Origin of the sequence: Roseivirga pacifica (assembly GCF_900111145.1) — a bacterium.
Classification (GTDB): domain Bacteria; phylum Bacteroidota; class Bacteroidia; order Cytophagales; family Cyclobacteriaceae; genus Roseivirga; species Roseivirga pacifica.
Map to the genome: position 1 here is coordinate 65,284 of NZ_FOIR01000004.1, position 23,647 is coordinate 88,930.

Sequence of the window (23,647 nt, forward strand, 5' to 3'; positions counted from 1 at the left end):
AGTAAGTCAAAAAACTAATTCACTAATTACCCAATTCACAAACCACCTATAGCATGGCAAAAATTCTGATTATTGACGATGAACAAAGTATAAGAAGCACACTTCGTGAAATTCTGGAGTATGAAAAATATACCATAGACGAAGCCAAAGATGGGCAAGAAGGCTTGGACAAACTCATCGCCAATAGTTACGACATCGCCCTATGTGATGTAAAAATGCCAAAAATGGATGGTATTGAGTTATTAGAAAGAGTTCAAATGGCTGGCATCGATACGCAGTTCATTATGATCTCTGCTCACGGCACCATTGAAACGGCAGTGGACGCCACCAAAATGGGTGCATTTGATTTTGTACCGAAGCCACCAGACTTGAATCGCCTGTTGCTTACTGTTAAGAATGCCCTCGATAAATCATCTTTAGTAACAGAAACCAAAACGCTTAAAAAGAAGCTCTCCAAAAAGTATGAAATGGTGGGCGAATCTGAAGCTTTGGTGGAAGTAAAGGAAATGATGGACAAGGTAGGACCTACCGATGCCCGTGTATTAATTACAGGCCCAAATGGTACTGGTAAAGAATTAGTAGCCCGTGGCATTCACGAAAGAAGCAACCGTGCCAAAGCGCCTTTCATTGAAGTAAACTGCGCGGCAATACCAGCAGAACTTATTGAAAGCGAACTTTTCGGGCACGAGAAAGGTGCCTTTACCTCTGCTCACAAGCAACGTATTGGTAAGTTTGAGCAAGCCAACGAAGGCACACTTTTTCTAGATGAAATTGGCGATATGAGCCTTTCGGCACAAGCCAAAGTATTGCGCGCTTTGCAAGAGCACAAGATTAACCGTGTAGGTGGCGACAAAGACATTAATGTGAACGTGCGCGTATTGGCAGCTACCAATAAAAACCTTCGCGAAGAAATTCAGGAAAACAGGTTTAGAGAGGACCTCTACCACAGACTAGGCGTAATTCTTATTAAAGTACCTGCCCTAAAAGACAGAAAAGAGGACATTACCTTGTTAGTAGACAAATTCCTACAAGATATTGCCGATGAATACGGCACCAAAAAGAAGACAATTACCGATGACGCAATTGATGCACTAAAAGATTACGATTGGTCTGGAAACATTCGCGAACTACGCAATGTAACCGAACGCCTAGTAATTATGTGCGGAGATGAAATTAGCGGAGCTGATGTGAAGAAGTATTTGGTCTGATTTTAGAATCGACCTTCCTTCTTCTCTTTCTTGGCTTTATCGTCCACTTTTGTGTATGCAGGACAAAGTTCCTGCGCACAAGAGTTCAATCCTAAAAATGCGACTGCGAGAAGAAGTGCTATGATGTGTTTCTTTTTCATGGCTAAAAGTTGCCCTAAGATATCAAAATTGAATAAAAACCCACAAGGATTATTTTACTAATGTATAGTTAACGTGCTACCGCACAGAATATTTCAGACCACCAACAAGTTACATCCGCGAATATCAGAATTGTCCATTCTACCTAAAACCTCAAAAGTACCACCTTCATAAACACGTGTTAGGTCCTTAGTTTCGATAAAAGAACAGGTATTCACATTCAATAAGTCAATAATATTCAGCGCACCAGTTTTACCCGGTTTAACAATGGACAAAGGGTCGTTCATATCTCTGGCAAAAACCTTCATGGTAGTGGAAGGCAAAAACAAACCATCGCCTTTTGAATATGCCTGAGAAAAAAGCTCAGTCATTCCGTACTCCGAGTGAATCGCATCTACACCTAACCCTTGGGTTAGTCGACTGTGAACCTCTACCCGAGTAAGCTCTTCTCTCCTACCCTTCATCCCTCCTGTCTCCATCACAATCAAGTCAGGAAAGTCAATTTGGTATTGTTCAACAAAATCCAGCAAACCAAAGGTTACACCCCAAAGTATAGTCGGCTTTTTAGTCTTCCTTAGCTCTTCCAACTTATTTACTAAAGCATCAAACTCATTCAGGTAAAATCCCGAATTTGAAGAACCAGTTTTTTTTATAAAGGCATTCACCATATAAATCAACCCAGAATTCCCTCTTTCAATGTAAGAAGGAAGCAGCGCCAATAAGGTGAACTGGTCCAGCTTGCCGTAAAAGGACTCAAAAGTCTTAATGCAATGATCAATATACCAACCTTCATCGCGCACCTGGTGTCTACTGGTTGAAGCCCCAGTAGTGCCGCTGCTTTCGAAAACCACCTGTGATTTCCAATTACCAGACTTCACAGAGTGATTTTTGAAAAACTCAATGGGAAGAAAAGGGATTTCCAATAGGCTTTGTGGCATTGGCCTGCCAAGTGCCTGTACGTACTGATGATATACAGAACAGTGTTCAAACTGGTATTTGAACACCTGTAGGGCAACAGACTCAAAGGTATTCTGGTTGACAGAATTAATGTTGGAAATTAAACTATTCAAATCACCCATTCGTTATTCAAATCGATTGCTTTATCACTTAGGGCAAATATTGTTATTATTGTATTGATATAAACGTCTCTTATGAAAAATCCCCTGAAGGACTTTTTCTTTTTATCTGTTTTGGTGGTGCTAATAAGCGCCTTTAGCTGCAGTAGACCACCAGAACTACCAGATACTCCATCAATCAGTTTTCACGACATTGAGTTTGAAGTGATCAATGAAGGCGATCCCTTATTTGAAGAAAATGTATTAAGGCTTTCTTTCAACGTAGCTGATGGCAATGGCGACCTTGGTTTAGATGGTGGTGAAGACAACCCACCATATAATGCATACAACCTTATTTTTGATAACACCGGCAACCCGGTTGAGTTTGGCCAAAGACCAAACGACCCGATGTTCACTTGCCTTGATTACATTATTGAAGAAAGAGAAAACACCGATGTAAATGGTGATGGTGACTTTTTGGACACCTTACTAATCGACTTTAATTACGATCAGTTTAATATAGAGGTTGATTTCTTCGTAAAACGAAATGGTCAGTTTCAAGAAGTTGACTTAAGGGCTCAACCTACTGGTAGTGCCAACCAAAATACACTTTGCGGAATTTCGTTCGATGGACGCTTCCCTTGCCTTTCTTCAACTGAAGACCCTTGCGATTACGTGCGCAACAACAACCGACCGATTGAGGGTGTAATTACCTACGACATGATTTCGGGATTGTTTGAGCCTATATTCCGAACAGACACACTCAAGCTGTCTTTTAAAATAAAAGACAGGGCTTTGAATGAGAGCAATATTTCGGAAACTCCTGAATTTACCCTTCAGGAGATTAAGAAAGTTTCGACAGATGAGGACGAAGACTAAGCTTAATAAAGCTTAGGAAACCTTTGCGGATCAACCTCCTCCATTAGCGCATACACCTTATCGAATACCGTTTCAACATTTGGCTTCGACCAGTAGTCTCCATCTGATGCATAAGCAGGTCTGTGCTCTTTGGCTGAGATGGTAACAGGCTGAGAGTCTAAATGGAAATAACCACCCTGCTCTTCAACCACTTTCTGCATCATATAAGCAGAAGCGCCACCAGGCACATCTTCATCAGCAAAGATTACACGGTTCGTTTTCTTTAAAGACTCTACAATCTTCTTATCTACATCGAAAGGCAATAGGGACTGAACGTCAATCACCTCTACAGAAACACCAATTTCTTCCAGCTCTTCAGCAGCTTGCATTACCACTCTGCACATAGAGCCATAGGTAACCACCGTAACGTCCGTACCTTCTCTTAGCACTTCTGGCACACCCAAAGGAACAGTAAACTCACCGATGTTATCAGGAATTCGCTCCTTTAATCTGTATCCATTCAAGCACTCAATAATTAATGCTGGATCATCAGACTTTAACATGGTATTGTAGAAACCGGCAGCTTGTGTCATATCTCTCGGCACTAGCACATTAATCCCTCTCAAAGAACCTAAAATCATGCTTATTGGCGAGCCTGAGTGCCACACCCCTTCCAGCCTATGGCCTCTGGTACGAATAATCAATGGTGCTTTTTGCCCACCGGCAGTTCTATATTGTAGTGTAGCCAAATCATCAGAAAGTGTCTGAATGGCATACAACAAATAATCCAAATACTGTATCTCGGTAATTGGTCTTAAACCACGAAGCGCAGCCCCAATTCCCTGTCCAATAATGGTGGTCTCGCGAATACCAGTATCTGTTACACGCAACTCACCATACTTATCTTGCAAGCCAGCAAATGCTTGGTTTACATCGCCAATTTTGCCCACATCTTCCCCAATAGCAAAAACCCTTGGGTCACGACTCAAAGCAGCGTCAAAGCAGGCCTGCAGTACTTCACGACCATCAACTAATGGCGAATTTTCTGAATACTTCGCTTTTATCTCAGCTACTTTGATTGACGCCTCATCAGATTCACTCATTACAAGTGAGCTATAGCGTTCTTCGTTTAGCGCTTCAGACTTCTCTAACCAAGCTACCAAAGAAGCACGCGCTGAAGTCTCCTCATTTCGAGTAAGTCTTAGCACCTTTTTAACCACGCGGGTTGTCTCTAGCCTAATTGGGTTAACCGTTTTCTTAAGTTCAGCTACCAGTTGAATGATAGCGGCACCCTGAGCACTTTCTTCTGCAAGCGCATCAAGAATATCCGTAGCCTGCTTCTGCTCTTGTTTTATTTCAGATATAAAGGCCTCCCATGCAGCGGCTCTAGCAGCTTTGGCACTAGCCTTAGCTTCTTTTTCAAGCTTTGTCAACTCCTCTTCAGAAGCCAACTCGTTTTCAAGAATCCACTCCTTGAACTTTACATTACAGTCATGGTCCTTTTCCCACTCTAGGCGTTCTTTAGACTTATATCTTTCGTGAGAACCAGAGGTAGAGTGGCCCTGTGGCTGGGTAATTTCATTTACGTGTACAAAAACTGGCACATGTTCTTCTCTAGCCACTTTTTCTGCTTTCTGATAGGCAGCAACTAGTGCATCGTAATCCCAGCCCTTTACTTTTATTATTTCGTAACCAAGCTTGTCTTTGGCACGCTGTATTCCTACTAAAAACTCAGAAATACTTCCACCTGTAGTATGATATTCTTTCGGAACAGAAATACCATAATCGTCATCCCAAACGGAAATAACCATAGGTACCTGTAAAACACCCGCAGCATTAATTGCCTCAAAGAAGTGCCCTTCGGAAGTAGATGCGTTACCAATGGTACCAAAGGCAACCTCATTTCCTTTTATTGAAAAATCTGTTTGATCGTGTAAATCTGTATTCTGTCTGTAGAGTTTGGAAGCATAAGCCAAACCAACAAGGCGAGGCATTTGTGCTGCTGTAGGAGAAATATCAGAACTTGAGTTCTTCATTTCGGTTTGCTTCTTCCACTTGCCATTTTCATCGAGCAAGCGGTTGGCAAAGTGCCCGTTCATCATTCGACCACCAGAAGCCGGCTCTGCCTCTACGGACATGTGCGCGTACAACTGGGCAAAATATTCTTGAACAGTTAGGCCGTCAATGGCCATCATAAAAGTTTGATCTCTGTAATAACCCGACCTAAAATCTCCATTGCGGAAAACTTTGGCCATGGCTATTTGCGCAAGTTCTTTACCGTCTCCAAATATCCCGAATTTGGCTTTCCCCATGAAAACCTCTTTACGGCCAATAATACTTGCTTCACGGCTTTCTACAGCTAAGCGATAATCACTTAGGATATCCTCCACTTTCAAACCTACTTTCTTCAATACTTTAGTCGATCCCACAGGCTAATTTTCTTAAGATTACTCTATCTACAGTTTTAACAGGTATGAATCAAAAGTAACAAAGAAAGATGACAAATCAAATTTGGAGACCATATCAAAATAGACAGTATTACAGAATTTTATTCCGTTCATTTTATTTATCAATTATATCAAAAACAAAAACCATAATTAAACAAAATATTATTCGTTTCAATTTTTCAATTCAAGAACATTATTTTTAATTTTCAATTAACACATAAACAGCATTCTGAAGTGGCTTTAAACACGTGAATTTTAAGCAAGTAAAAAGGGCTTTCTAATACTACCTTACTATATTTGCCGCATAATTTTAAATCAACAAGAACATGATCATTGGTGTACCTACGGAAATTAAAAACAATGAGAACCGAGTGTCGCTAACTCCGGGCGGAGCGCTAGAATTAATTAAGCGTGGCCACGAAGTTTATATTCAAGACGGAGCTGGTGCTAATAGTGGATTCCCAAATGAATTTTACGAAGAAGTTGGAGCTAAGATTCTTCCTACAATTGAGGCAGTTTATGATATTGCTGAAATGATTATGAAGGTGAAGGAGCCAATTGAACCTGAGTACGAACTTATTAAAGAGGATCAATTACTTTTCACTTACTTCCACTTTGCTTCTTACGAGCCGTTAACAAAAGCCATGATCGAGAGAAAGGCAGTTTGTTTGGCATACGAAACAGTAGAAAAAGCAGACAGAAGCCTTCCTTTGCTTATTCCTATGTCGGAGGTTGCTGGTAGAATGGCAACTCAGCAAGGTGCTAAGTACTTAGAAAAACCAATTATGGGTAAAGGTGTATTGCTTGGCGGTGTACCTGGTGTTAGCCCTGGTAAGGTTTTGGTTATTGGAGGTGGTGTTGTGGGTACACAAGCTGCTAAAATGGCTGCTGGCCTTGGTGCTCAGGTAACCATTCTTGATGTAAACCTTGACAGACTGAGATACTTGAACGATGTAATGCCTCCAAACGTGGTAACACGTTACTCAAACGAGGTAAACATTAGAGAGCTTATCCCTCATATGGACCTAATTATTGGTGCAGTACTTATTCCTGGTGCTAAAGCGCCTAACCTAATTACAAGAGACATGTTGAAAGACATGCAACCTGGAACTGTATTGGTTGATGTTGCTGTAGACCAAGGCGGATGTATTGAAACTTGTACGCCAACTACTCACGCTAACCCAACTTTCATTATTGATGATATTGTTCACTACTGTGTAGCGAACATGCCAGGTGCAGTACCTTACACTTCTACCATTGCGCTTACAAACGCTACGCTTCCTTACGCTATTCAATTGGCGAACAAAGGATGGAAGAAAGCTTGCCAAGAGAATAAAGAGCTTGAGCTTGGCTTGAATGTGGTGAAAGGCGATGTAGTATACGAAGCTGTTGCTGAAGCATTTGATCTACCGTTTGTTCCTGTGGACAGCCACTTGAACTAAACCGTTTATAAAAACAGTCAAAAGGGAATCTTGGCCATGCTGAGATTCCTTTTTTATTTTCCATTAATTTAGCCCCATGATCAATACTGTACTCATAACTGGAGCGGCCAGCGGAATTGGAGATGCCTTTGCTCAACTTTGCGCATCGAAAGGCCATTCGCTTGCCTTAGTAGACATAAACGAAGGCGCATTGACAGCGCAAGAAGATATGATCAAAAACCAGTACGGTATTGAGGTACGCAGCATGGTTGCAGACCTTTCTGAAGAAAATGTAGCCACAAAAATCTTTGACTGGACCGAGCAAGAAGACATGGAGATTGACCTGCTTTTTAATAATGCCGGCTTCGGAAACTTTGGCTATTATAATGAAACCGACTGGAACAAAGACCGAGCAATGCTGCAAGTTCACATGGTAACAACAAGCCAGCTTATTAAACTCGTAGTCCCGGGCATGATCTCCCGAAAAAGAGGTTATATATTAAACAACGCCTCCGTAGCTGCTTTTGTACCTGGCCCGCTAATGAGCACTTATCACGCGTCTAAGGCATACGTTCTAAGCCTATCTCAAGCCTTGGCCGATGAACTTAAGCCACAAGGTATTCAGGTCTCTGTACTTTGCCCAGGCATGACAAGAACCAACTTTGCCAAAGCTAATGGCAATGACGATCCTAACATCAAATTCAATATTGCAACACCAGAAGCCGTAGCTGCTTACGGGTACGATTCCCTTATTAAAGGAAGAGTTGTAGCAGTGCCCGGCATATGGAATCAGCTCAGTGCTTTTTTACCTAGACTTTTACCTAGAATGAGAGTCACAAGAATGGTGGGAAATATTCAGCGTAAAAACCACGCTAAAAGAAAAGACCAGAAGGCCATCGACCCGCAGAAGTTGGTCATTAAATAATTACGCTCGCTTTAAATAAACAGCATTCTCCCAACGGGCTAAGCGTGGGTTCATCAGCTTGAACCATAATGGAGGAAATGCGGCAATCATTATCATTAGCGGATACCCTGATGGCAACTGTGGTGATTCATCATAATGGTTTAACACCTGATACCTTTTTATAGCGTTTGCATGATGATCTGAGTGCCTTTGCAGTTGGAACAGAAAGAAATTACTCAGTTGGTAGTTAGCATTCCATGAATGCATCGGGTTTACTCTTTCGTATTTACCGGGGCTCAACTCCTTTCTTACAATTCCATAATGCTCAACATAATTCACCAACTCCAGTAAAGTAAAAGCAAGTATGCTCTGAATGAAATAGAAAACCGGCACCTGCCAAACAAAGACCTCGTAGTACAAGCTTACTATTGCCGTTAGCACTCCAACAAACAAAACTGGCAGCAGCGTAAAAAGTATCATTTGGTTTTTTAGTGACCAAAACGGAACACCTCTTCTCTTAAGCCTTTCGCCCTCCAACTTCCAAGCACTTTTATATCCGCCAAAAACAGATCTAAACCAAAAGCGGTAAAAACTCTCTCCTTTTCGGCTAGTAGCGGGATCGCGGGGAGTAGCTACGTACACATGATGCCCCCTATTATGTTCTATATAGAAGTGCATGTAGCAAACCGTCATTAAAATTAGCTTTGCATAAAACCGCTCCAGTTTGCTTTTCTTATGCCCCAACTCATGAGCAACGGTTATTCCTATACCACCTGTAACCAGTGCAAACCCAACCATAAAGCCTATTAGGGCAACTGTGGTGTTAATAGTAGGAATCACAAAGGCACCCCAAATCAAAAAAACCAATTGAAAAATGGCCCAGACATAAGTGATTAGGCGATAGTAAAATTTTTCGGCTTGAATAACTGCCTCAGCGTTTGTAAGGTTAGTTCTATCTTCTCCAAACAAGGCATCGAACAAGGGCAAGGCGACAAAGACAAAACTGAGGGTGATAAAATTAGCATAGCCACCTAAATAGTGCCCCATTATACATAAGGCAGGCACAATAAAGGCTGTAAGAAAACCCAAGCTTTTAAATGGATTCATGTAGAAAAATAGCAAATCAAACCATCTGATTCAAGGCTTGATAGCTAGGAATTTCCTGAAGCATTGCGTGCTCACCCTCCTTACACAGCACCGCAAATGTCACCAATCCATTGGTTGTTATCAGTAACTTCGCATTGCACTGGCTATTGTATGTAGCCAATTGACGCACAACTTTCTCGTCCATTTTTACATTGGGTGCTTTGCATTCCACCAACACCAAAGGCGCCATTTCATTGTCGTAAATCATCACGTCTGTGCGCTTAGAACGGCTATTATAGCGCAAACCACCCTCAATATTAGTGCGAGATGATGGATACTTTAGATCATCGTTCATGTGATGAACAATGTGCTGACGCACCCACTCTTCCGGAGTCAAAACCACATATTTTTTTCTGATGGAATCGAAAATAGCTAACTTGCCATCGATTTCTTTCAGCTGATATTTATAAGCCGGAAGATTGAGATTATGCATTCGGCAAATCTATTAAAAACTAAAATCTTGAAGTCAAATAGCCTATGAAAAACAAACAGGAAATTGTAGAGAACTGGTTACCACGTTACACAGGAGTACCAAACGAAGAATTTGGAGAGTACATTCTCCTCACCAATTTTATCTCTTATATCCATATGTTTGCTGAGCAATTTGATGTTCCCGTACAAGGGCTTGACAAGCCCATGCAAAGCGCTACAGCCGAAAACATTACGATTATTAACTTTGGAATGGGTAGCGCAATGGCTGCTACCGTTATGGACCTCCTTTCAGCCATTCACCCTAAGGCAGTACTATTTTTGGGTAAATGCGGTGGATTGAAGAAGAAAACTCAACTAGGAGACCTCATTCTACCGATAGCCGGTATTAGAGGCGAAGGCACCAGCAACGAGTACATGCCTTCCGAAATACCTGCCCTACCATCATTCCGCCTACAGCGTGCCGTTTCATCCATGATCAAAAAGCATGAAATGGACTACTGGACAGGTACTTGCTACACTACCAACCGCAGGGTTTGGGAGCACGACAAGGCCTTTAAAAAGTATTTGAGAAAGATTCGTGCAATGGCTGTGGATATGGAAACCGCAACACTCTTTACCGTTGGTTTTGTAAACGAAATACCTCGAGGCGCTTTACTCCTAGTTTCTGACAACCCGATGATCCCTGAAGGTGTAAAAACGGAGGAAAGCGATAAGAAAGTGAGCGGAAACTACGTAAACAAGCACCTCGCCATTGGTATTGATGCCCTAAGAGAACTTAGAGACTCTGGTGACTCTGTAAAGCACATGCGATTTGAATAATCGCTAGTGCTTTACCATAACCTTTAAGGTGTATTTCTTTGTTTCGGTAATCAGGTGTAGCAGGTATAAGCCCGGCTTGGTTCCCGAAACATCAATTGCTTCTAATTGATTATTCTCCACGCCTACGCTAAAGGCACTATTCCCTTGCATATCTACCATTTCCACAGCCTTTAACCTACCCGGTACCTCTCCTTTAAAATAAAGTTTACCAGTAGTTGGATTTGGGTAATAAGTGAAATTCGGCAACTCGTCTTCAATACTTGTTACAACACCACTATATACATTCACAATGTCTCCAAAGCCTTCTGAGACCTTGGTTGAAGTGTATATTCTGAATTCTCCAGGAAGCATATTCACCTCATGCGAGGTATTATCAACCGTAATAGATTCACCAGTGATATAATCGAACCACTCACCTGTTTGTGTAAAAGGAACATTTTCGGTTACCTCTGACAGGCCAAAGTTTCCATAAACCACGATGTCCGTATCATTATTATCAACTCTGAACTTCCTTGTATCACCGGTTAGGTCAGCAGCATAATTCTCGCGCTGAAACCATGTAGGATTTTGTGTACGCAGATTAATAATTGCTCTAAATGCTTGCAGCAACTTTCCTCTTTCTTCATCAGTATAGTAGTCCAAACCACCCGTTCCCCATGGAAGCGGTTTATTGCCAGTTCGTCCATTCTGATCAATGTCTATATCATAGCCCAACTCACCGAACTGCCAAAGCATTTTCGGACCCGGCAACAGGTAAATAAAGGCAGCGTTCATCTTTAGGCGATCTAATGCTACATCTAATGATCGCGTGTTATAACTACCCTCAGAAGCGCCATCATGCATTACCTCAAAGATCTGGCGCTGCTCATCATGGCTTTCCATGTATGTAACATGTGTTTCGGCTAAACCACCAGTAAACGACTCATTGTTTTGGCCTCCCAGTGCCTTATAATAGGCATAAACCAAGTTTCTCCAGAGCAACATTCCCTCATCAGCCAATGCAGCTTCCTCACTGGCGTCAGCAAAGTGCTCTAATATCACGTAAGCCTCAGAATCTACTTCCCAAAGCTTATCGGCCATTCTTGTAAGAATATCAACCCTCGACTGGTCATAATTACCCCAAGCTCCAACATTATTCGGGTTATTGGTTTGGGTAAAGCCTTTAGATAGATCGAAACGATAACCATCAAAATGATACTCTTGTAACCAATAAGCATTCACAGAATCTACAAAAGCTTGGGTATAGGTACTCTCGTGATTAAAGTCGTAACCAACATTATACGGGTGCGTTGGGTCTTGATTGAACCAAGGACTGTCGGCCGAAGGCTTACCAGCTGCATCGTCCCAATACATGCGCACCATTGGGTTTAAACCAAAGGCATGGTTGAGTACCATATCTAGAATAACAGCAATTCCTTCTTGGTGGCAAGCCTGAATAAAGTTCTTCAAATCATCCTTAGTGCCGTAATATTTATCTGGAGCGAAAAAATACATAGGATTGTAGCCCCAAGACTCATTGCCTTCAAACTCCATAATCGGCATTAACTCAATTGCATTTACCCCTAGGCTTTTGATGTAACCAAGCGTGTCAATCAAGTCGTCATAATCGTGTGTTCCAATAAAATCTCGAACGAGTAGTTCGTAAATCACCAAATCCTCTTTGGCAGGGCGTTCCCAACTAGCCTCTGAAGCATCCCACTCAAATGGGGTTTGGCCTGTTTGAAAAGTAGTGGCGATAGCATAGTCTGTAAAACTGTATTCTGGCACCGCATTATGCACAGAAGACTCAATGTATTGGTCATTCCACGGATCAGCCACTTTATCAGCATAGGGGTCTCCCACCTTTATCGTTCCATCTACCCAATATTGAAAAACGTACTCCTGATTTTCCGTTAGTCCATCCAGTGTCAACCAGAACAGCTCTCCGTCAGGGGTTTGGTTCATTAAGTAATTTTCATTCACTTGCCAGTCGTTCATATCCCCAACAACGTAGGCAAACTCCTTATTTGGCGCCTCAAGCACCAAGGTCACCATCGATAGATCTTCATGGTAATTGATTCCCTTTTTGAGCCCAGTTGGTAACTCAGCAACAACAGCCGAACCTCTTAACTGAATATTAAAGTTTTGAATTACTTCCAAAGCTTCTCCGGCTACAGTGGCATTAACTTTCAGCTGTCCTTGAACAGCCTCTTGCGGATAAAAATCATAAGAAATGGAGGTTCCACTATTGACATTAGCAACTTCTTGAAAACCATTTCCGAGATCAAGCGACATACTCATAGCACTTACCTCATCGGTCGTTTCTGCTGCGAATGTTACACTTCCTCCTTGTTCAATAAACAGCAACTCGCTAGTTGGAGCGTTAATCGTAATGTAGTTAGAGATATTCAAATCGATAAAGATATCTCCATTGGCGCTTACGCTTCCGCCATCTATTGTACCTGGCGTACCAGCACCTTTGGCAGACCCATCGGCATTTCGAAACACCATGGCCAGTCGAAATACGTTTGTTCCTGCCGGTACACCATAATACTCTCGTGCTGATGGCGTAAGTGTTATTTCCCACTTATCGGTTTCACCCGATACTTTGGTCATTTTGCCAACACCATCATCAGCACCCCAATTACCCACAACGTATCTATCGTCCCAACCTGTAGCCGTTGGGCTTTCTGTAATCACCCCACCGTGCATATATACACTAGCTGCCCCCACCAAACCGGCATCGCCTTGCGTGGCATCAAACACCAATTTTATCTCGTCATCTGCTGTAGCATTGGCAGGTTCAATCTTCACAATTTGCGCAGTTGCCGCAAACGAAAGACATAATACTAGTAAGGCCGTAAAAAGAGTTTTCATAGGTGTACGGGTTTGGTTCAAAGCACTTTCACAATAACTAATGAGTCAAATATGAACAACGCCTCATTCAATATTACTGAAATATTGTCAGCAACAAGGAATAACCAACCTGCTATCTGCTATGCAAACGTTTGTTTACTTTAGACTTTAGGCACCACCACATTTCTAAGCAATAGCATACCAATAATGAAAAACACACTCAACCCAAGCGCGCTATAACGCATTGAACCTGTGAGCCATTCGATACTACCATATGCAATTGTTCCGGCAACAATGGACACATTAAAAGTTACGTCATAAAAGCTAAAAAAGGATGCATGGTCTTTTGTATCGACAGGAATTAACTTTGAGTAGGTAGCCCTCGATAGTGACTGTACTCCCCCCATTACCAAACCTACAATAACCGCTAGGGCAAAGAATTGATATTGTTCGGATACGAAAAACGCCAAAAGACAAATGGCTATCCAAATAAAAATCATGCTAACAAGCGAATAGACATTACCCTTCTTTTGAGAGATTTGAGCAAACAAATATGCACCACCAATGGCCACCAACTGAATGATTAACACTATTCCGATGAGAGCCTCAGTCTCCATTTTCAGCTCCTTTGAGCCGAACAGTGTAGCCAAATACATTACCGCCTGAACACCCGCATTGTAGAAGAAAAAAGCCAACACAAAACGCTGCACATTCGGCATCTGCTTTATCTGTCCATACACACCTCTAAGCTCTTCATATCCTTTCTTCAACCAACTACCATCTGCCTTGCGTTTAAAGGGGTTCTTTGGCAAACGAGTAAACGGAATCTGCGAAAACCCAATCCACCACAGCGCTACGGTAACAAATGATATCCTAGAGGGCAGAGAGCTTCCTTCTTCCATACCAAAGGTTTGCGGCATGGTTATCATAGCTAAGTTCAAAATCAACAAAATAACGCTACCTATATACCCTAAGGAATAGCCCTTTGCGCTCAACTTATCGAACCGATCGGGCGTGGCTATTTCAGGCAGGTATGCATCGTAAAAAACCAAGCTACCAGAGTACCCTACACTGGCCACTATGGCCATCATAATCCCGAAGGTCACATTATCTCCATCGAAAAAGTACATGGCACCACAAGCTAAAGCACCCAGGTAAACAAACATTTTTAGAAACAGTCGCTTCTTGCCAGAGTAATCGGCAATACCTGTTAGCAAAGGTAAAATTAGTGCTGTGAACAAAAATGAGAAGGAAAGCGCGTAACTGTAAAGCACCGTATTGGGAAACTGCATCCCGAAAAAATCAACTAAAGTAGAGCCGTCCTCTTTAGTTGTTACCACTTCATAATAAATCGGAAAAACCGCTGTAGTAATGGTAAGTGAGTACACTGAATTGGCCCAGTCGTACATGCACCATGCATTGGTAATGCGCTTGTTGTTCAACTCCATAATCGGAAGATAAGGCAAAAAAAAAGAGACCTACAAGGTCTCTTTTATATAATAGAAAAGTTATTTCTTAATCCTCGTCAGTTTTTTGAGGAGTAGCATACATGATCTTACGAGCATTAGCTTCTCTCAATTCTGTCTGTATATCTACAATGATACCCATTTTGGTTTCATTGTCAACCTTCATTGAGATCGTGATCTGGTCACGCTCAACTTCGCTAAGCTTAGCTTTCTCTTCGTTCACCCATTTCACCACACCATCGATACCGATGAATACATCGTTAGCCTGAATTAAAGGCTCTGTACCGAAAGTTGGATCTTTGGGCTTACCAACGTAGAGGTAAGACACAAGCTTTTTCTTTTCAAGCTTTACCAACTGCTCCGCTCTAGGGATTCTTTGTTCTACCTTAAGTTCTGTTTCTCTCAATACGGTAGTTACCATAAAGAAGAACAAAAGCATAAAGATAATATCCGGAAGTGCTGCCGTTGGAATATCCTGACTTGATGAAGTCTTTTTCTTAAACTTTGACATAATTAACTTCCGCTTTTAGTTGGTTCTGCAATTGAAATCGCCTTAGGAATACCCATTCTTGCATCGTCATAAAGTTTCTTTTGACGTGGGTCGTTCCTGTTAAGCTTTCTAAATTCTTCATCTGAAAGACCTACGCGCTCACCATATATTCTATTGTAAGCGGCATTAAGTTCATCAAGAATCTGAATAAAGATTTCGTAGCTACTACCACGGTCAGCTTTTAGCGATACAATCGCTGAGCTTGGACCGTCTGAAGATTCGCTGTCACTCAAACTACGAGAGATGTATGACTTCATAGAAGCTGGTAGTGAATTGTAAACGTCAATATCACTTACTTTATCGCTTCCTTTTTTGTTACTGCTTGGATCACCAAAGTTCAGTACGAAGTCGTATACCATTTCTCTAATCTGAGAGATATCATCTAGTGGCTCGTCTTCCACCAACAGTTTGTCTGCAGAGTTTACCTGAATTTTAAAGATATTTCTCTGTTGTTGCTTAATCTCAATTGGCTCATCGTCCTCTTGTTTAGGAGGCAACAGCAATGTAAGACCCTTGTTGGTGGCAATTTGAGTAGTCACTAGGAAGAAGATAAGAAGTAGGAATGCGATATCGGCCATTGAGCCGGCATTCACTTCTTGGCTTCCTTTGTCTTTACTTCTTGCCATAATCTTATTTTATAATTCTTGCAACTGAAGAATAAATCAATCCCACTACTGCTAGTACTAGCAACACTAGTGTTGTAGTCATAGCACCACCTACAAGTCTGTAAACCTGAATAGTGCCATCAGCAGTTGGGTCCATTTTGTTTGCTTCGAAAGCTGTAGTAGCCAAAGAATCTAGTTCGGCAGGAGCCATCGAGTATCCGATGAAAAAGATCACCACCAGTAGAATAACACCTGCAGCACTTTTGATAAGAGATTTAGGGTTATTCAACGAGTTAATCAAGTTCATGATAATAGCCGCAGCAGCAGCTACTATTATGAGTGCATATGCGGCATATAAGCCTATGTCAATCCACTGTTCGCTCATAACTTACGTTGTTTAAAGTGGAAAAATTATTTAGATAGGTTGTGCTTCACCAAAAGATCTACTAGTGAGATAGAAGCGTCTTCCATTGAGTTTACAATAGAATCGATTTTAGATACACAGTAGTTGTAGAACAACTGAAGGATAATCGCTACGATTAGACCAGCAACAGTTGTCAAAAGTGCCACTTTAATACCACCTGCAACCAAAGAAGGAGAAATATCACCAGCAGCCTGGATAGAGTCGAATGCACCGATCATACCGATTACAGTACCCATGAAACCAAGCATTGGAGCCAAAGAGATGAAAAGTGAAATCCAAACCAATCCTCTTTCCAAACGACCCATTTCTACTGAACCGTAAGCGATAACTGATTTCTCAACCATTTCGATTCCCTCAGACATTCTCATAAGTCCTTGAGTAAAGATAGACGCAACTGGTCCTCTTGTATTTCTAGTTACTTCTTTTGCAGCTTCAACGCCTCCTGACTCAAGAGCATCTTCTACTTTGCTCAAAAGTTTCGAAGTATTAGTAGTAGCCAAGTTCAAGCTGATGATTCTTTCGATAGCGATTGCTAAACCAAGGATCAAACAGATTAATACTGGTGACATAAAGGTTGGGTCACCTTCGATGAACTTAGATTTGATTACTTGATCAAAAGACTCAGCTTCATCAGCACCCATGTCATCAGAGTAATCTGGCTCTTCTGGATATGTGTCTTCTACAACTTGTGTTGTGTCTGCTCCGGCATCTGTAGTATCATCTTGCGCTACAGCATTAAATCCCATGGCCATTACACCTAGGATCATTAGTAAAGAGAATAACTTTTTCATAGTCTAGTTTTGATTAATAAAAGGTTAAAACGGTTTCTAAATTATTAATAAATATTGTTACAAAGAAATTTACACTTAAAGATTTAGTTGTAAGCAGAGAGGAAGGGATTCGAACCCTCGATACCCTTTAGGGGTATACACACTTTCCAGGCGTGCTCCTTCAACCACTCGGACACCTCTCTCGGTAACTCTACGCTTCTCGCAGGGTGACAAATAAATTAATAAATATCGCACTATGCAAGCCGATATTTGTTTTTTGTAAGAGTTCCAGTAACTAAGTCATTTCGCCTCGTATGGGCGTAATAAGGCACTTTTTTATGTCAGCGGTGGCTGTGTACCTTTCAAAGGCAAACATCATTTTTGTAATGGCAGCTTCGCTTGTCATATCCGATCCGCTCATTACACCAGCTTTATCTAAGGCCGAACTTGTTTCATATTTACCATGAACCACGTTGCCTCCATTGCACTGCGAGATATTCAAAATTATTTTACCAGTGGCCACAGCTTGCTTTAAAAGCGCTATAAAAGATTCGCTATTCGGCACATTTCCAGCACCATAGCTCTCTAAAACTACTCCCTTAAGGTTTTCGTCTGCCAAAAATCTTTCGACCCAGCGGTTACTCAAACTCGGAAAAAGTTTTAGTATAGCAACGTTCTGTTCCATGCCAGTGTATAATTCCAGCACTTCATCATTATAAGGTTTTAGGTAACTCCAACGGTAATCTATTGAAATTCCGGCCTCTGCAAGTATTGGGTAATTCTCCGATTCAAAAGCATCGAACTGTTGGCTCTCAACTTTCTTTGAACGGTTACCCCTGAGTAGTACGTGGTTAAAGAAAATACACACTTCAGTGATTATCGGCTTGCCATCTTTTTTGTCGGCCGCTATCTCTACCGATGTAATAAAGTTATCGTGACCATCGGAACGTGGCGAGGCTATAGGCAATTGAGCCCCGGTAAATATCACAGGTTTGTTAAGGCCATTGAGCATATAACTTACTGCCGATGCCGAATACGCCATGGTATCGGTACCGTGCAAAACAATGAAGCCATCAAACTTATCGTAGTGGTTATAAATAATCTCGGCCATTTTTTGCCAATGATTAATCGCCACGTTGCTTGAATCAATTGGCTCTTCAAAAGAAATTACCGACAGATTGACGTTCAGTTCTTTTAAAACAGGAACACGGGAGAACACCTGTTCAAAGCCACATGGAGCAAGTGCACCATTTTCATCATAATCCATCCCTAACGTTCCTCCGGTATAGATTATTAAGATATTGGCCTTTGGCTTTTCTACCCAGTTAAACTCTTTTATATCCTTGGTTTTAATCATTGGCTTTAAAAAGTTTTAAGGCGTTCTTGGTTGTAATGCTGTCCACTTCTTCGATTGGCATTTGCAGTAAATCCCCCACTCTTTGGGCTACCAAATTAACATAGGCTGGCTCGTTGCGCTTACCCCTATGCGGCACTGGAGCCAAATAAGGGCTATCGGTTTCCAACACTACATAATCCATGTCCAACTCAGGAATCACCTTATCCATCCCTCCATTTTTAAAGGTACTCACCCCTCCTAACCCGACATGAAAACCGAGCGCTTTAATTCTTTCGGCCTGCGCTACACTGCCCACAAAGCAATGAAAAACGCCTGTCAAATCATCTGTTTTGAGCTCCTCCACCAAGTCAATCGTCATATCGATTGACTCGCGGCAGTGAATAATGATGGGCAACATGTACTGCTTAGCCCACTCCGACTGTATCTTAAACGCCTCTATCTGCTGGTCGATCAATGATTTATCCCAATAAAGGTCTGTCCCCATCTCGCCTATGGCCGCAAACTTTCGTTTACCCAGCCACTCTTCTACTATGTACAGCTCTTTCTCAAAGTCTTTCTTTACCGAACAAGGGTGTAAGCCCATGGTGGCGAAACAAAAACCGGGATTATCCTCTTCCAACTGCAGCATGCCATCAATACTGGTGTGATCAATATTGGGCATGTAAATTCTTTCTATACCTTGCTCTCGTGCTCTTTCGAGCATATCCTTGCTATCATCCTTAAACTGATCGGCATAAATATGAGCATGCGTATCTATCATATCAGTGCTTTCTTCCTTTCCAACTTACCTTTCCTTTCACCGCTAGGCGAATCAGTGCAAAAGTATCTAAAAGACTTGTAAGCCAAGGGACTAACAGTGGGAATTTAGTGTTACCATTCGCCCTGCGTGAAATTTGCAAAAACTTAATGATGTTAGAGCACGTGCCATAAGCCAGAACAACCAAGGCAACCTGCCAACTAAAGCACAAGACTACAGCAAAAACCAACAACCAAAGCCGGGCAAAAAATGCTGGCAATGCCAAAATAAAATGATGGGTAAAAACACCGTTCATCCAGCGACAGCGCTGTTCTATTGACTCTTTTAAGGTAAGTTGTGGCTTGGTTTGAGCAAAACCTTCGGCACTAATTAGCTGACTCGTTTTAAAGCCCTTTGCCTGAAAAAGCTGTAGAAGCCCCAAGTCCTCCACGTCAGTAGGGCCTAGGCCACGCCAACCGCCCACTGCATTGTAAGCACTGCGCTGAAAGCCCATATTATTCCCTAAGATCGATATAGGCCTGATCAGGTCTGCCATGGCCTTCATGCTATGTAAAACCACCTGCCAATCGAAGTATTGCAGCGATACCAGCAAACCCTTTTGCCTAAGTATTTGCGTATAACCGCTTAGCATTTGTGTATCTGCCGAAAGCGCACCAACCATAGTTTTAAGCCAATGCCGCGACACAATCATATCAGCATCAATTATCAACACTATTTCGTGGGTTGAATAATCAACTAACTGGGCTAGCACGTTTCCTTTGGCTATTAATCCATCCTTTTCATGTTGAATATCATACACTTTTATAAAGCTATGTTTCGAAGAAAAACGCGCTGCAATTGCCCGCGTATCATCTTCAGAATTATCATCACCAATCAATAATTCTACCTTGGAAAAATCGTAATCAGAGGCAATCAGTGCATTGAGGCAATCGGCCAGGTTGTGCGCCTCATTTCTAGCACACACCAAAATACTTACCGGCTTATCCTTCACTGGCGGATGCACTTGCTTTTGCTTCCACTGAAATCGAAACATCAAAAACAGCTCGAACACTGCTAATGCCCCATATAGTATCAAGAGTACCATCATGAAAGTGCTGAAAATTGATAACCCACCTTGCTGAAATGAGAGAGGTAAGCCGGCAAAACGGCCTTTAAATTCTTTTCGGCTTTTACATTATCATGAAAAACGATAATACTGCCTGACTTGGTAATTGGAATAATCTGCTTCAGAATTTGTTCTGGTTCGAGCGACATTACGTAGTCTTTCGTAAGCACCGACCACATAACCACCTTTCGGTCGCTGAGCCTTCTTAGCTGGCTTTGCCTAAAACGACCATATGGCGGACGAAAGAGGTTCGTCTTTCCTCCACAACGCTCGAGCGCTAAATCGCACTCCTCTATGTTTTCGAAATATTGGTCATTCGGCACACGCCTTCCATTTAAATGGTTATGCGTATGGTTACCCACGGCATGATCTTCATTTAATATTCGCTTGAAAATCGCTGGGTTTCGATTTGCGTTTTCTCCTACACAGAAAAATGTAGCCTTGGCGTTATACTTCGCCAATTCATCTAAAACCCAAGGAGTGAGTTCCGGTATTGGCCCATCGTCAAAGGTGAGAAAAATCTGCTTTTCGGCACTCGCTACTTGCCAATGCAGCTTGGGCCAAATGCGTTTAAAAAGCTCAGGAGTTTTGTACGGAACCATTGTTATTGACTTTGCAAGATAAGAAAGTCAAATCATCAGAGTAGGATTGTTTGCCGCGGAAGGTATTCAGTGTTTCTATCAACTCACCGTGCATATTGTTTAGCGGCTCTCCGTACTTGCTTTCCAAAAACTGCTCCAGTCTTTCAGCCCCAAACTCCTCGTCTTCATCATTAAAGGTTTCCACCAAACCATCGGTGAACAAGAAGAGAGAGAACTCATCTAGATTTTGCACACTGCCCATGTTTAAAAACGGCAATGGCTCAAATGCGCCAAGCACGGTGGTTCCTTCTGTTAGCCTAGTAATTTTTGCCTCGCCATTCATTAGCATAGGCGGGTTGTGACCAGCATTGATATAGCGCAATTCCTTGGTATTGAAATCGTAAACCGCTAGAAAGAAAGTGATAAAGTTTTCCCCATTGGCATTCTGAAAAAGCTGATAATTCAAATCTTCAATCACCTGAACAGGCGTTTTTGCCGTTCTGCTCAGCGTTCTCAGTACCGCCTGAAAATTCGACATAAGAATAGCCGCAGGAATTCCCTTTCCACTTACATCGGCAATACAAACCACAAACTGGCCTTCTTTTTCTAGCGGAATAAAGTCGTAATAATCACCGCCAACGGTTTTACACGGTCTGTAAAAAGCCTCAATCTCTAGCTGCTCCGTTTTGGGCAGCGATTTCGGAAAAAGGTAATTCTGAACGTTGCTGGCAATTTCAATATCGCGCTGGATGGCCTGTTGTTCCAACTGCTTTCTGGCCAAACGCTTATTTTCAATCGCTACCAGAATAATATTGCTCAGGGCCTGAATAAAGGTGGTATCCACCACACTTTCGTCTTCTTTTACCTTGGCAAAAACAAAAGCCAACAGGCGCTCTTTATGCTTGACGGGTATTATTATATCGAACTCTGAGAAGCAGGGAACTTCCAAGTCAACCTCCTTCACCAACTTGGCGGTGGTAATAGAAAGACAGCCCTCGCCTATTTCTACCTCACGGAAATCTCTTGATGTTCCGAACTGTACCTTACATTCCCACTCTTCTTCCAGCACATAAAGCACCATCTTATCGAGCTGCAAATTGGCACGAAGCGTGAACTCGAAAATCTTATACAGACTCTCTTCCGGAAGGTTATTATTCACTGCTTGGGTAATCTCTAGCAGTGCATTTACCTCCAGTTCTTTCTGATCAAGCTTCTTTTGTAGTGTCAAATCTGTCATCAACGTCCGTTATGGGCCAGCAATCCCTTTTTGGTGGCTAGGTAAAAATAATTAGCATAATTATGTGCTAAATCTAACTCGGCTTCAGGCACCTCTTCATCCATTTCCTTCAAGCACTTTACCCAACCTTTGCTAACCAGTTGAGCAAGCACTTTTGCCATTTCGCTCTCCTCAATTTCAAGTTCAGAAATAAGATAATCAAAAGACTGAACAAAGTAGAGTTCATCCATTACATCAAACTCCTTATCACTCATATCATTGTCCATTTCTAAAACGTTCTGCCCTTCCATTGGTAGTTGCCAAAGTTAGCCACCAAAGCAAAATAAAGTGCATAAAAAGGATAGAATATAAAGGAAATCATAAATCGCCAGAGCGATAGCCCCTTCCCTGTTAAATCCTGTGAAATTCGCTGAAGGAAGGCAAATTCGATCAGTACCTTAAGCGCTAAGGCTCCTACTGAAAGCTGTAAAGGCAACCACGCAAAAACCAATGATAGGTAAATTGCAAGCTGCGCAATCTGGGTAAGCCCCACCAAAATAGCCGTAAGCATGGTAGACCAGCGAGCACCAAGCCGCCACTTACTTGCCCAGCGCTTGCGTTGGTTTTTAAACGTTTCCCAATCGCTTACCGCAGCGGTAGTTACCACGGCTTTTTCAGACTTATTAAATCTTACCCCATTTGGGTACGCCTTGTGAATTTTGTGGAGCAAGAATTCATCATCACCACTAGGTGTGGCTTCGCTACCCTTATAGCCGCCTACTTTTACATATGCCGACTTTCTAAATGCCAAGTTCGCTCCGTTGGCCATTGTTGGCTTGCCCATGGCGATCATGGCAGCGCCAGTGCCTATTAAAGACAAAAACTCTATCTGCTGAAGTTGCTGAAAGACCGAAGTTCCTGAAAGCACAACAGGCCCAGAAACCAATTGCGTTTCAGCAGTAAAAGAAGCGCGCATAATGCTTATCCAATCGGGCTTCGCAAGGCAATCTGCATCGGTAGTGAGTATTATTTCACCCTGGGCTCTTTCAATACCAAAGGCTAAAGCCGCCTTTTTACCCGTAGCTGTTGTTAAATTCAAAATCTTAAACGGAAATGAAACAGTTAACAGCGCATTTTCCAACACCTTCAAGCTGTTATCAGTACTGTTATCGTTTACAAAAATCACTTCAAAATTACTGGCGGTTTGGCGCGATAAAGCAGCCACTAGATCGGCAAGGTTTTCTTGCTCATTCCGGAAAGGAACCACCACTGTTAGTTGCTCATGGCACTGAAAATTCTGTGGTTTAATCAGCCTCCACCGAATGTTTAACCAGACCAAAAAGATGAGGTAAGCAGTATAAACAAGAAGAAGTATCAATAGCGTTGCGGTGAGCACAAAGACCTTTTGAGTGAATCCAAAAATATCAAAGAATCTATACTTATACATTGTAATGAATTAGATTGCTTCAAAATCAATGGCTCTGACATTCAAATGACGCATGAATGTCGTAAGGCAAAAACTGCTAACCACAAGTCGAGGAACTACTTTTACC

Annotated in this window: 23 protein-coding genes and 1 tRNA gene; 5 read left to right on the plus strand and 19 right to left on the minus strand. The window is 42.0% G+C overall.

Annotated elements, in window-relative coordinates; translation table 11 throughout:
- Window positions 1-53: 53 nt before the first annotated feature.
- Entirely contained in the window at window positions 54-1,208 is a 1,155-nt protein-coding gene (locus BMW98_RS17385; RefSeq protein ID WP_090260265.1) for a sigma-54-dependent transcriptional regulator, read from the plus strand.
- 2 nt (window positions 1,209-1,210) lie between these two features.
- On the opposite strand, the gene BMW98_RS20525 is transcribed toward BMW98_RS17385, so the two are convergent.
- Window positions 1,211-1,348, minus strand: a complete 138-nt coding sequence (locus BMW98_RS20525) for a hypothetical protein (protein ID WP_170836528.1) — start codon at window positions 1,346-1,348, stop codon at window positions 1,211-1,213.
- A 93-nt stretch (window positions 1,349-1,441) separates the two neighbouring features.
- Window positions 1,442-2,425, minus strand: coding sequence for a LuxE/PaaK family acyltransferase (locus BMW98_RS17390; RefSeq protein ID WP_090260270.1), 984 nt, complete (start codon window positions 2,423-2,425; stop codon window positions 1,442-1,444).
- 72 nt (window positions 2,426-2,497) lie between these two features.
- Here BMW98_RS17390 and BMW98_RS17395 point away from each other — a divergent pair, with 72 nt between their 5' ends.
- Window positions 2,498-3,280 carry a hypothetical protein gene (locus BMW98_RS17395; protein WP_090260272.1) on the plus strand — a complete coding sequence of 261 codons (783 nt, stop codon included), beginning with the start codon at window positions 2,498-2,500 and terminating at the stop codon, window positions 3,278-3,280.
- A gap of 2 nt (window positions 3,281-3,282) precedes the next feature.
- Here the strand turns inward: BMW98_RS17395 and BMW98_RS17400 are convergent, their stop codons facing one another.
- Window positions 3,283-5,688 (minus strand): alpha-ketoacid dehydrogenase subunit alpha/beta, encoded by a 2,406-nt coding sequence (locus BMW98_RS17400; RefSeq protein WP_245733640.1) that lies wholly within the window; start codon window positions 5,686-5,688, stop codon window positions 3,283-3,285.
- A gap of 344 nt (window positions 5,689-6,032) precedes the next feature.
- Between BMW98_RS17400 and ald the strand changes: the two genes are divergently transcribed.
- Both ald and BMW98_RS17410 read left to right on the plus strand, forming a co-directional pair.
- Window positions 6,033-7,148: an alanine dehydrogenase gene (gene ald, locus BMW98_RS17405; RefSeq protein ID WP_090260274.1), complete on the plus strand. Its 1,116-nt coding sequence runs from the start codon at window positions 6,033-6,035 to the stop codon at window positions 7,146-7,148.
- Window positions 7,149-7,224: 76 nt separating this feature from the next.
- Window positions 7,225-8,052, plus strand: a complete 828-nt coding sequence (locus tag BMW98_RS17410) for an SDR family NAD(P)-dependent oxidoreductase (protein ID WP_090260277.1) — start codon at window positions 7,225-7,227, stop codon at window positions 8,050-8,052.
- Here the strand turns inward: BMW98_RS17410 and BMW98_RS17415 are convergent, their stop codons facing one another.
- Together BMW98_RS17415 and BMW98_RS17420 are read right to left on the minus strand one after the other, a co-directional pair.
- Window positions 8,053-9,138: an alkane 1-monooxygenase gene (locus BMW98_RS17415; RefSeq protein WP_090260279.1), complete on the minus strand. Its 1,086-nt coding sequence runs from the start codon at window positions 9,136-9,138 to the stop codon at window positions 8,053-8,055.
- A 16-nt stretch (window positions 9,139-9,154) separates the two neighbouring features.
- Window positions 9,155-9,610: a type I restriction enzyme HsdR N-terminal domain-containing protein gene (locus BMW98_RS17420; protein ID WP_090260281.1), complete on the minus strand. Its 456-nt coding sequence runs from the start codon at window positions 9,608-9,610 to the stop codon at window positions 9,155-9,157.
- 44 nt (window positions 9,611-9,654) lie between these two features.
- Here BMW98_RS17420 and BMW98_RS17425 point away from each other — a divergent pair, with 44 nt between their 5' ends.
- Window positions 9,655-10,428 carry an AMP nucleosidase gene (locus BMW98_RS17425; protein WP_090260283.1) on the plus strand — a complete coding sequence of 258 codons (774 nt, stop codon included), beginning with the start codon at window positions 9,655-9,657 and terminating at the stop codon, window positions 10,426-10,428.
- Between the two features lie 3 nt (window positions 10,429-10,431).
- Here the strand turns inward: BMW98_RS17425 and BMW98_RS17430 are convergent, their stop codons facing one another.
- The 14 genes from BMW98_RS17430 to BMW98_RS17495 all read right to left on the minus strand — a co-directional run bounded on the left by BMW98_RS17430 (window position 10,432) and on the right by BMW98_RS17495 (window position 23,541).
- Window positions 10,432-13,284, minus strand: coding sequence for a DUF4961 domain-containing protein (locus BMW98_RS17430; RefSeq protein WP_090260284.1), 2,853 nt, complete (start codon window positions 13,282-13,284; stop codon window positions 10,432-10,434).
- 140 nt (window positions 13,285-13,424) lie between these two features.
- The gene (locus tag BMW98_RS17435; protein ID WP_090260286.1) at window positions 13,425-14,711 is read right to left on the minus strand and encodes an MFS transporter; all 1,287 of its coding nucleotides are present in this window, start codon (window positions 14,709-14,711) and stop codon (window positions 13,425-13,427) included.
- 67 nt (window positions 14,712-14,778) lie between these two features.
- On the minus strand, window positions 14,779-15,240 hold the full coding sequence (locus BMW98_RS17440; protein ID WP_090260287.1) for an ExbD/TolR family protein: 462 nt from the start codon (window positions 15,238-15,240) through the stop codon (window positions 14,779-14,781).
- 2 nt (window positions 15,241-15,242) lie between these two features.
- Window positions 15,243-15,905, minus strand: a complete 663-nt coding sequence (locus tag BMW98_RS17445; RefSeq protein ID WP_090260289.1) for an ExbD/TolR family protein — start codon at window positions 15,903-15,905, stop codon at window positions 15,243-15,245.
- Between the two features lie 4 nt (window positions 15,906-15,909).
- Window positions 15,910-16,269 (minus strand): hypothetical protein, encoded by a 360-nt coding sequence (locus tag BMW98_RS17450; RefSeq protein ID WP_090260291.1) that lies wholly within the window; start codon window positions 16,267-16,269, stop codon window positions 15,910-15,912.
- A 26-nt stretch (window positions 16,270-16,295) separates the two neighbouring features.
- Complete coding sequence (locus tag BMW98_RS17455) at window positions 16,296-17,099, minus strand: MotA/TolQ/ExbB proton channel family protein (RefSeq protein ID WP_090260293.1); 804 nt, start codon at window positions 17,097-17,099, stop codon at window positions 16,296-16,298.
- A gap of 94 nt (window positions 17,100-17,193) precedes the next feature.
- Window positions 17,194-17,281: transfer RNA gene (locus BMW98_RS17460), tRNA-Ser, on the minus strand.
- A 92-nt stretch (window positions 17,282-17,373) separates the two neighbouring features.
- Window positions 17,374-18,435 (minus strand): asparaginase, encoded by a 1,062-nt coding sequence (locus BMW98_RS17465; RefSeq protein WP_090260295.1) that lies wholly within the window; start codon window positions 18,433-18,435, stop codon window positions 17,374-17,376.
- Window positions 18,428-19,195 carry a TatD family hydrolase gene (locus BMW98_RS17470; protein WP_090260297.1) on the minus strand — a complete coding sequence of 256 codons (768 nt, stop codon included), beginning with the start codon at window positions 19,193-19,195 and terminating at the stop codon, window positions 18,428-18,430. The genes BMW98_RS17465 and BMW98_RS17470 overlap by 8 nt, the downstream gene beginning before the upstream one ends.
- 1 nt (window position 19,196) lies before the next feature.
- Complete coding sequence (locus BMW98_RS17475) at window positions 19,197-20,279, minus strand: glycosyltransferase (RefSeq protein ID WP_090260299.1); 1,083 nt, start codon at window positions 20,277-20,279, stop codon at window positions 19,197-19,199.
- Window positions 20,276-20,899 carry a polysaccharide deacetylase family protein gene (locus BMW98_RS17480; protein WP_090260301.1) on the minus strand — a complete coding sequence of 208 codons (624 nt, stop codon included), beginning with the start codon at window positions 20,897-20,899 and terminating at the stop codon, window positions 20,276-20,278. Before BMW98_RS17480 ends, BMW98_RS17475 begins: the two co-directional genes overlap by 4 nt.
- The gene (locus BMW98_RS17485) at window positions 20,877-22,115 is read right to left on the minus strand and encodes a PP2C family protein-serine/threonine phosphatase (protein ID WP_090260303.1); all 1,239 of its coding nucleotides are present in this window, start codon (window positions 22,113-22,115) and stop codon (window positions 20,877-20,879) included. Before BMW98_RS17485 ends, BMW98_RS17480 begins: the two co-directional genes overlap by 23 nt.
- A complete protein-coding gene (locus tag BMW98_RS17490; protein ID WP_245733641.1) occupies window positions 22,115-22,405 on the minus strand; it encodes a transporter in 291 nt (96 codons plus the stop codon). Before BMW98_RS17490 ends, BMW98_RS17485 begins: the two co-directional genes overlap by 1 nt.
- On the minus strand, window positions 22,384-23,541 hold the full coding sequence (locus tag BMW98_RS17495) for a glycosyltransferase (RefSeq protein WP_090260305.1): 1,158 nt from the start codon (window positions 23,539-23,541) through the stop codon (window positions 22,384-22,386). The genes BMW98_RS17490 and BMW98_RS17495 overlap by 22 nt, the downstream gene beginning before the upstream one ends.
- Window positions 23,542-23,647 lie beyond the last annotated feature (106 nt).

What these genes read in the sequence shown, in the direction of transcription:
- BMW98_RS17385 (WP_090260265.1), top strand. Translation starts at nt 54, where the DNA reads ATGGCAAAAATTCTGATTATTGACGATGAACAAAGTATAAGAAGCACA.
- BMW98_RS17465 (WP_090260295.1), bottom strand. Translation starts at nt 18,435, where the DNA reads ATGATTAAAACCAAGGATATAAAAGAGTTTAACTGGGTAGAAAAGCCA.
- BMW98_RS17455 (WP_090260293.1), bottom strand. Translation starts at nt 17,099, where the DNA reads ATGAAAAAGTTATTCTCTTTACTAATGATCCTAGGTGTAATGGCCATG.
- ald (WP_090260274.1), top strand. Translation starts at nt 6,033, where the DNA reads ATGATCATTGGTGTACCTACGGAAATTAAAAACAATGAGAACCGAGTG.
- BMW98_RS17425 (WP_090260283.1), top strand. Translation starts at nt 9,655, where the DNA reads ATGAAAAACAAACAGGAAATTGTAGAGAACTGGTTACCACGTTACACA.
- BMW98_RS17435 (WP_090260286.1), bottom strand. Translation starts at nt 14,711, where the DNA reads ATGGAGTTGAACAACAAGCGCATTACCAATGCATGGTGCATGTACGAC.
- BMW98_RS17480 (WP_090260301.1), bottom strand. Translation starts at nt 20,899, where the DNA reads ATGGTTCCGTACAAAACTCCTGAGCTTTTTAAACGCATTTGGCCCAAG.
- BMW98_RS17495 (WP_090260305.1), bottom strand. Translation starts at nt 23,541, where the DNA reads ATGTATAAGTATAGATTCTTTGATATTTTTGGATTCACTCAAAAGGTC.
- BMW98_RS17430 (WP_090260284.1), bottom strand. Translation starts at nt 13,284, where the DNA reads ATGAAAACTCTTTTTACGGCCTTACTAGTATTATGTCTTTCGTTTGCG.
- BMW98_RS17415 (WP_090260279.1), bottom strand. Translation starts at nt 9,138, where the DNA reads ATGAATCCATTTAAAAGCTTGGGTTTTCTTACAGCCTTTATTGTGCCT.
- BMW98_RS17395 (WP_090260272.1), top strand. Translation starts at nt 2,498, where the DNA reads ATGAAAAATCCCCTGAAGGACTTTTTCTTTTTATCTGTTTTGGTGGTG.
- BMW98_RS17440 (WP_090260287.1), bottom strand. Translation starts at nt 15,240, where the DNA reads ATGTCAAAGTTTAAGAAAAAGACTTCATCAAGTCAGGATATTCCAACG.
- BMW98_RS17410 (WP_090260277.1), top strand. Translation starts at nt 7,225, where the DNA reads ATGATCAATACTGTACTCATAACTGGAGCGGCCAGCGGAATTGGAGAT.
- BMW98_RS20525 (WP_170836528.1), bottom strand. Translation starts at nt 1,348, where the DNA reads ATGAAAAAGAAACACATCATAGCACTTCTTCTCGCAGTCGCATTTTTA.
- BMW98_RS17490 (WP_245733641.1), bottom strand. Translation starts at nt 22,405, where the DNA reads ATGGAAGGGCAGAACGTTTTAGAAATGGACAATGATATGAGTGATAAG.
- BMW98_RS17475 (WP_090260299.1), bottom strand. Translation starts at nt 20,279, where the DNA reads ATGATGGTACTCTTGATACTATATGGGGCATTAGCAGTGTTCGAGCTG.
- BMW98_RS17445 (WP_090260289.1), bottom strand. Translation starts at nt 15,905, where the DNA reads ATGGCAAGAAGTAAAGACAAAGGAAGCCAAGAAGTGAATGCCGGCTCA.
- BMW98_RS17485 (WP_090260303.1), bottom strand. Translation starts at nt 22,115, where the DNA reads ATGACAGATTTGACACTACAAAAGAAGCTTGATCAGAAAGAACTGGAG.
- BMW98_RS17450 (WP_090260291.1), bottom strand. Translation starts at nt 16,269, where the DNA reads ATGAGCGAACAGTGGATTGACATAGGCTTATATGCCGCATATGCACTC.
- BMW98_RS17420 (WP_090260281.1), bottom strand. Translation starts at nt 9,610, where the DNA reads ATGCATAATCTCAATCTTCCGGCTTATAAATATCAGCTGAAAGAAATC.
- BMW98_RS17470 (WP_090260297.1), bottom strand. Translation starts at nt 19,195, where the DNA reads ATGATAGATACGCATGCTCATATTTATGCCGATCAGTTTAAGGATGAT.
- BMW98_RS17390 (WP_090260270.1), bottom strand. Translation starts at nt 2,425, where the DNA reads ATGGGTGATTTGAATAGTTTAATTTCCAACATTAATTCTGTCAACCAG.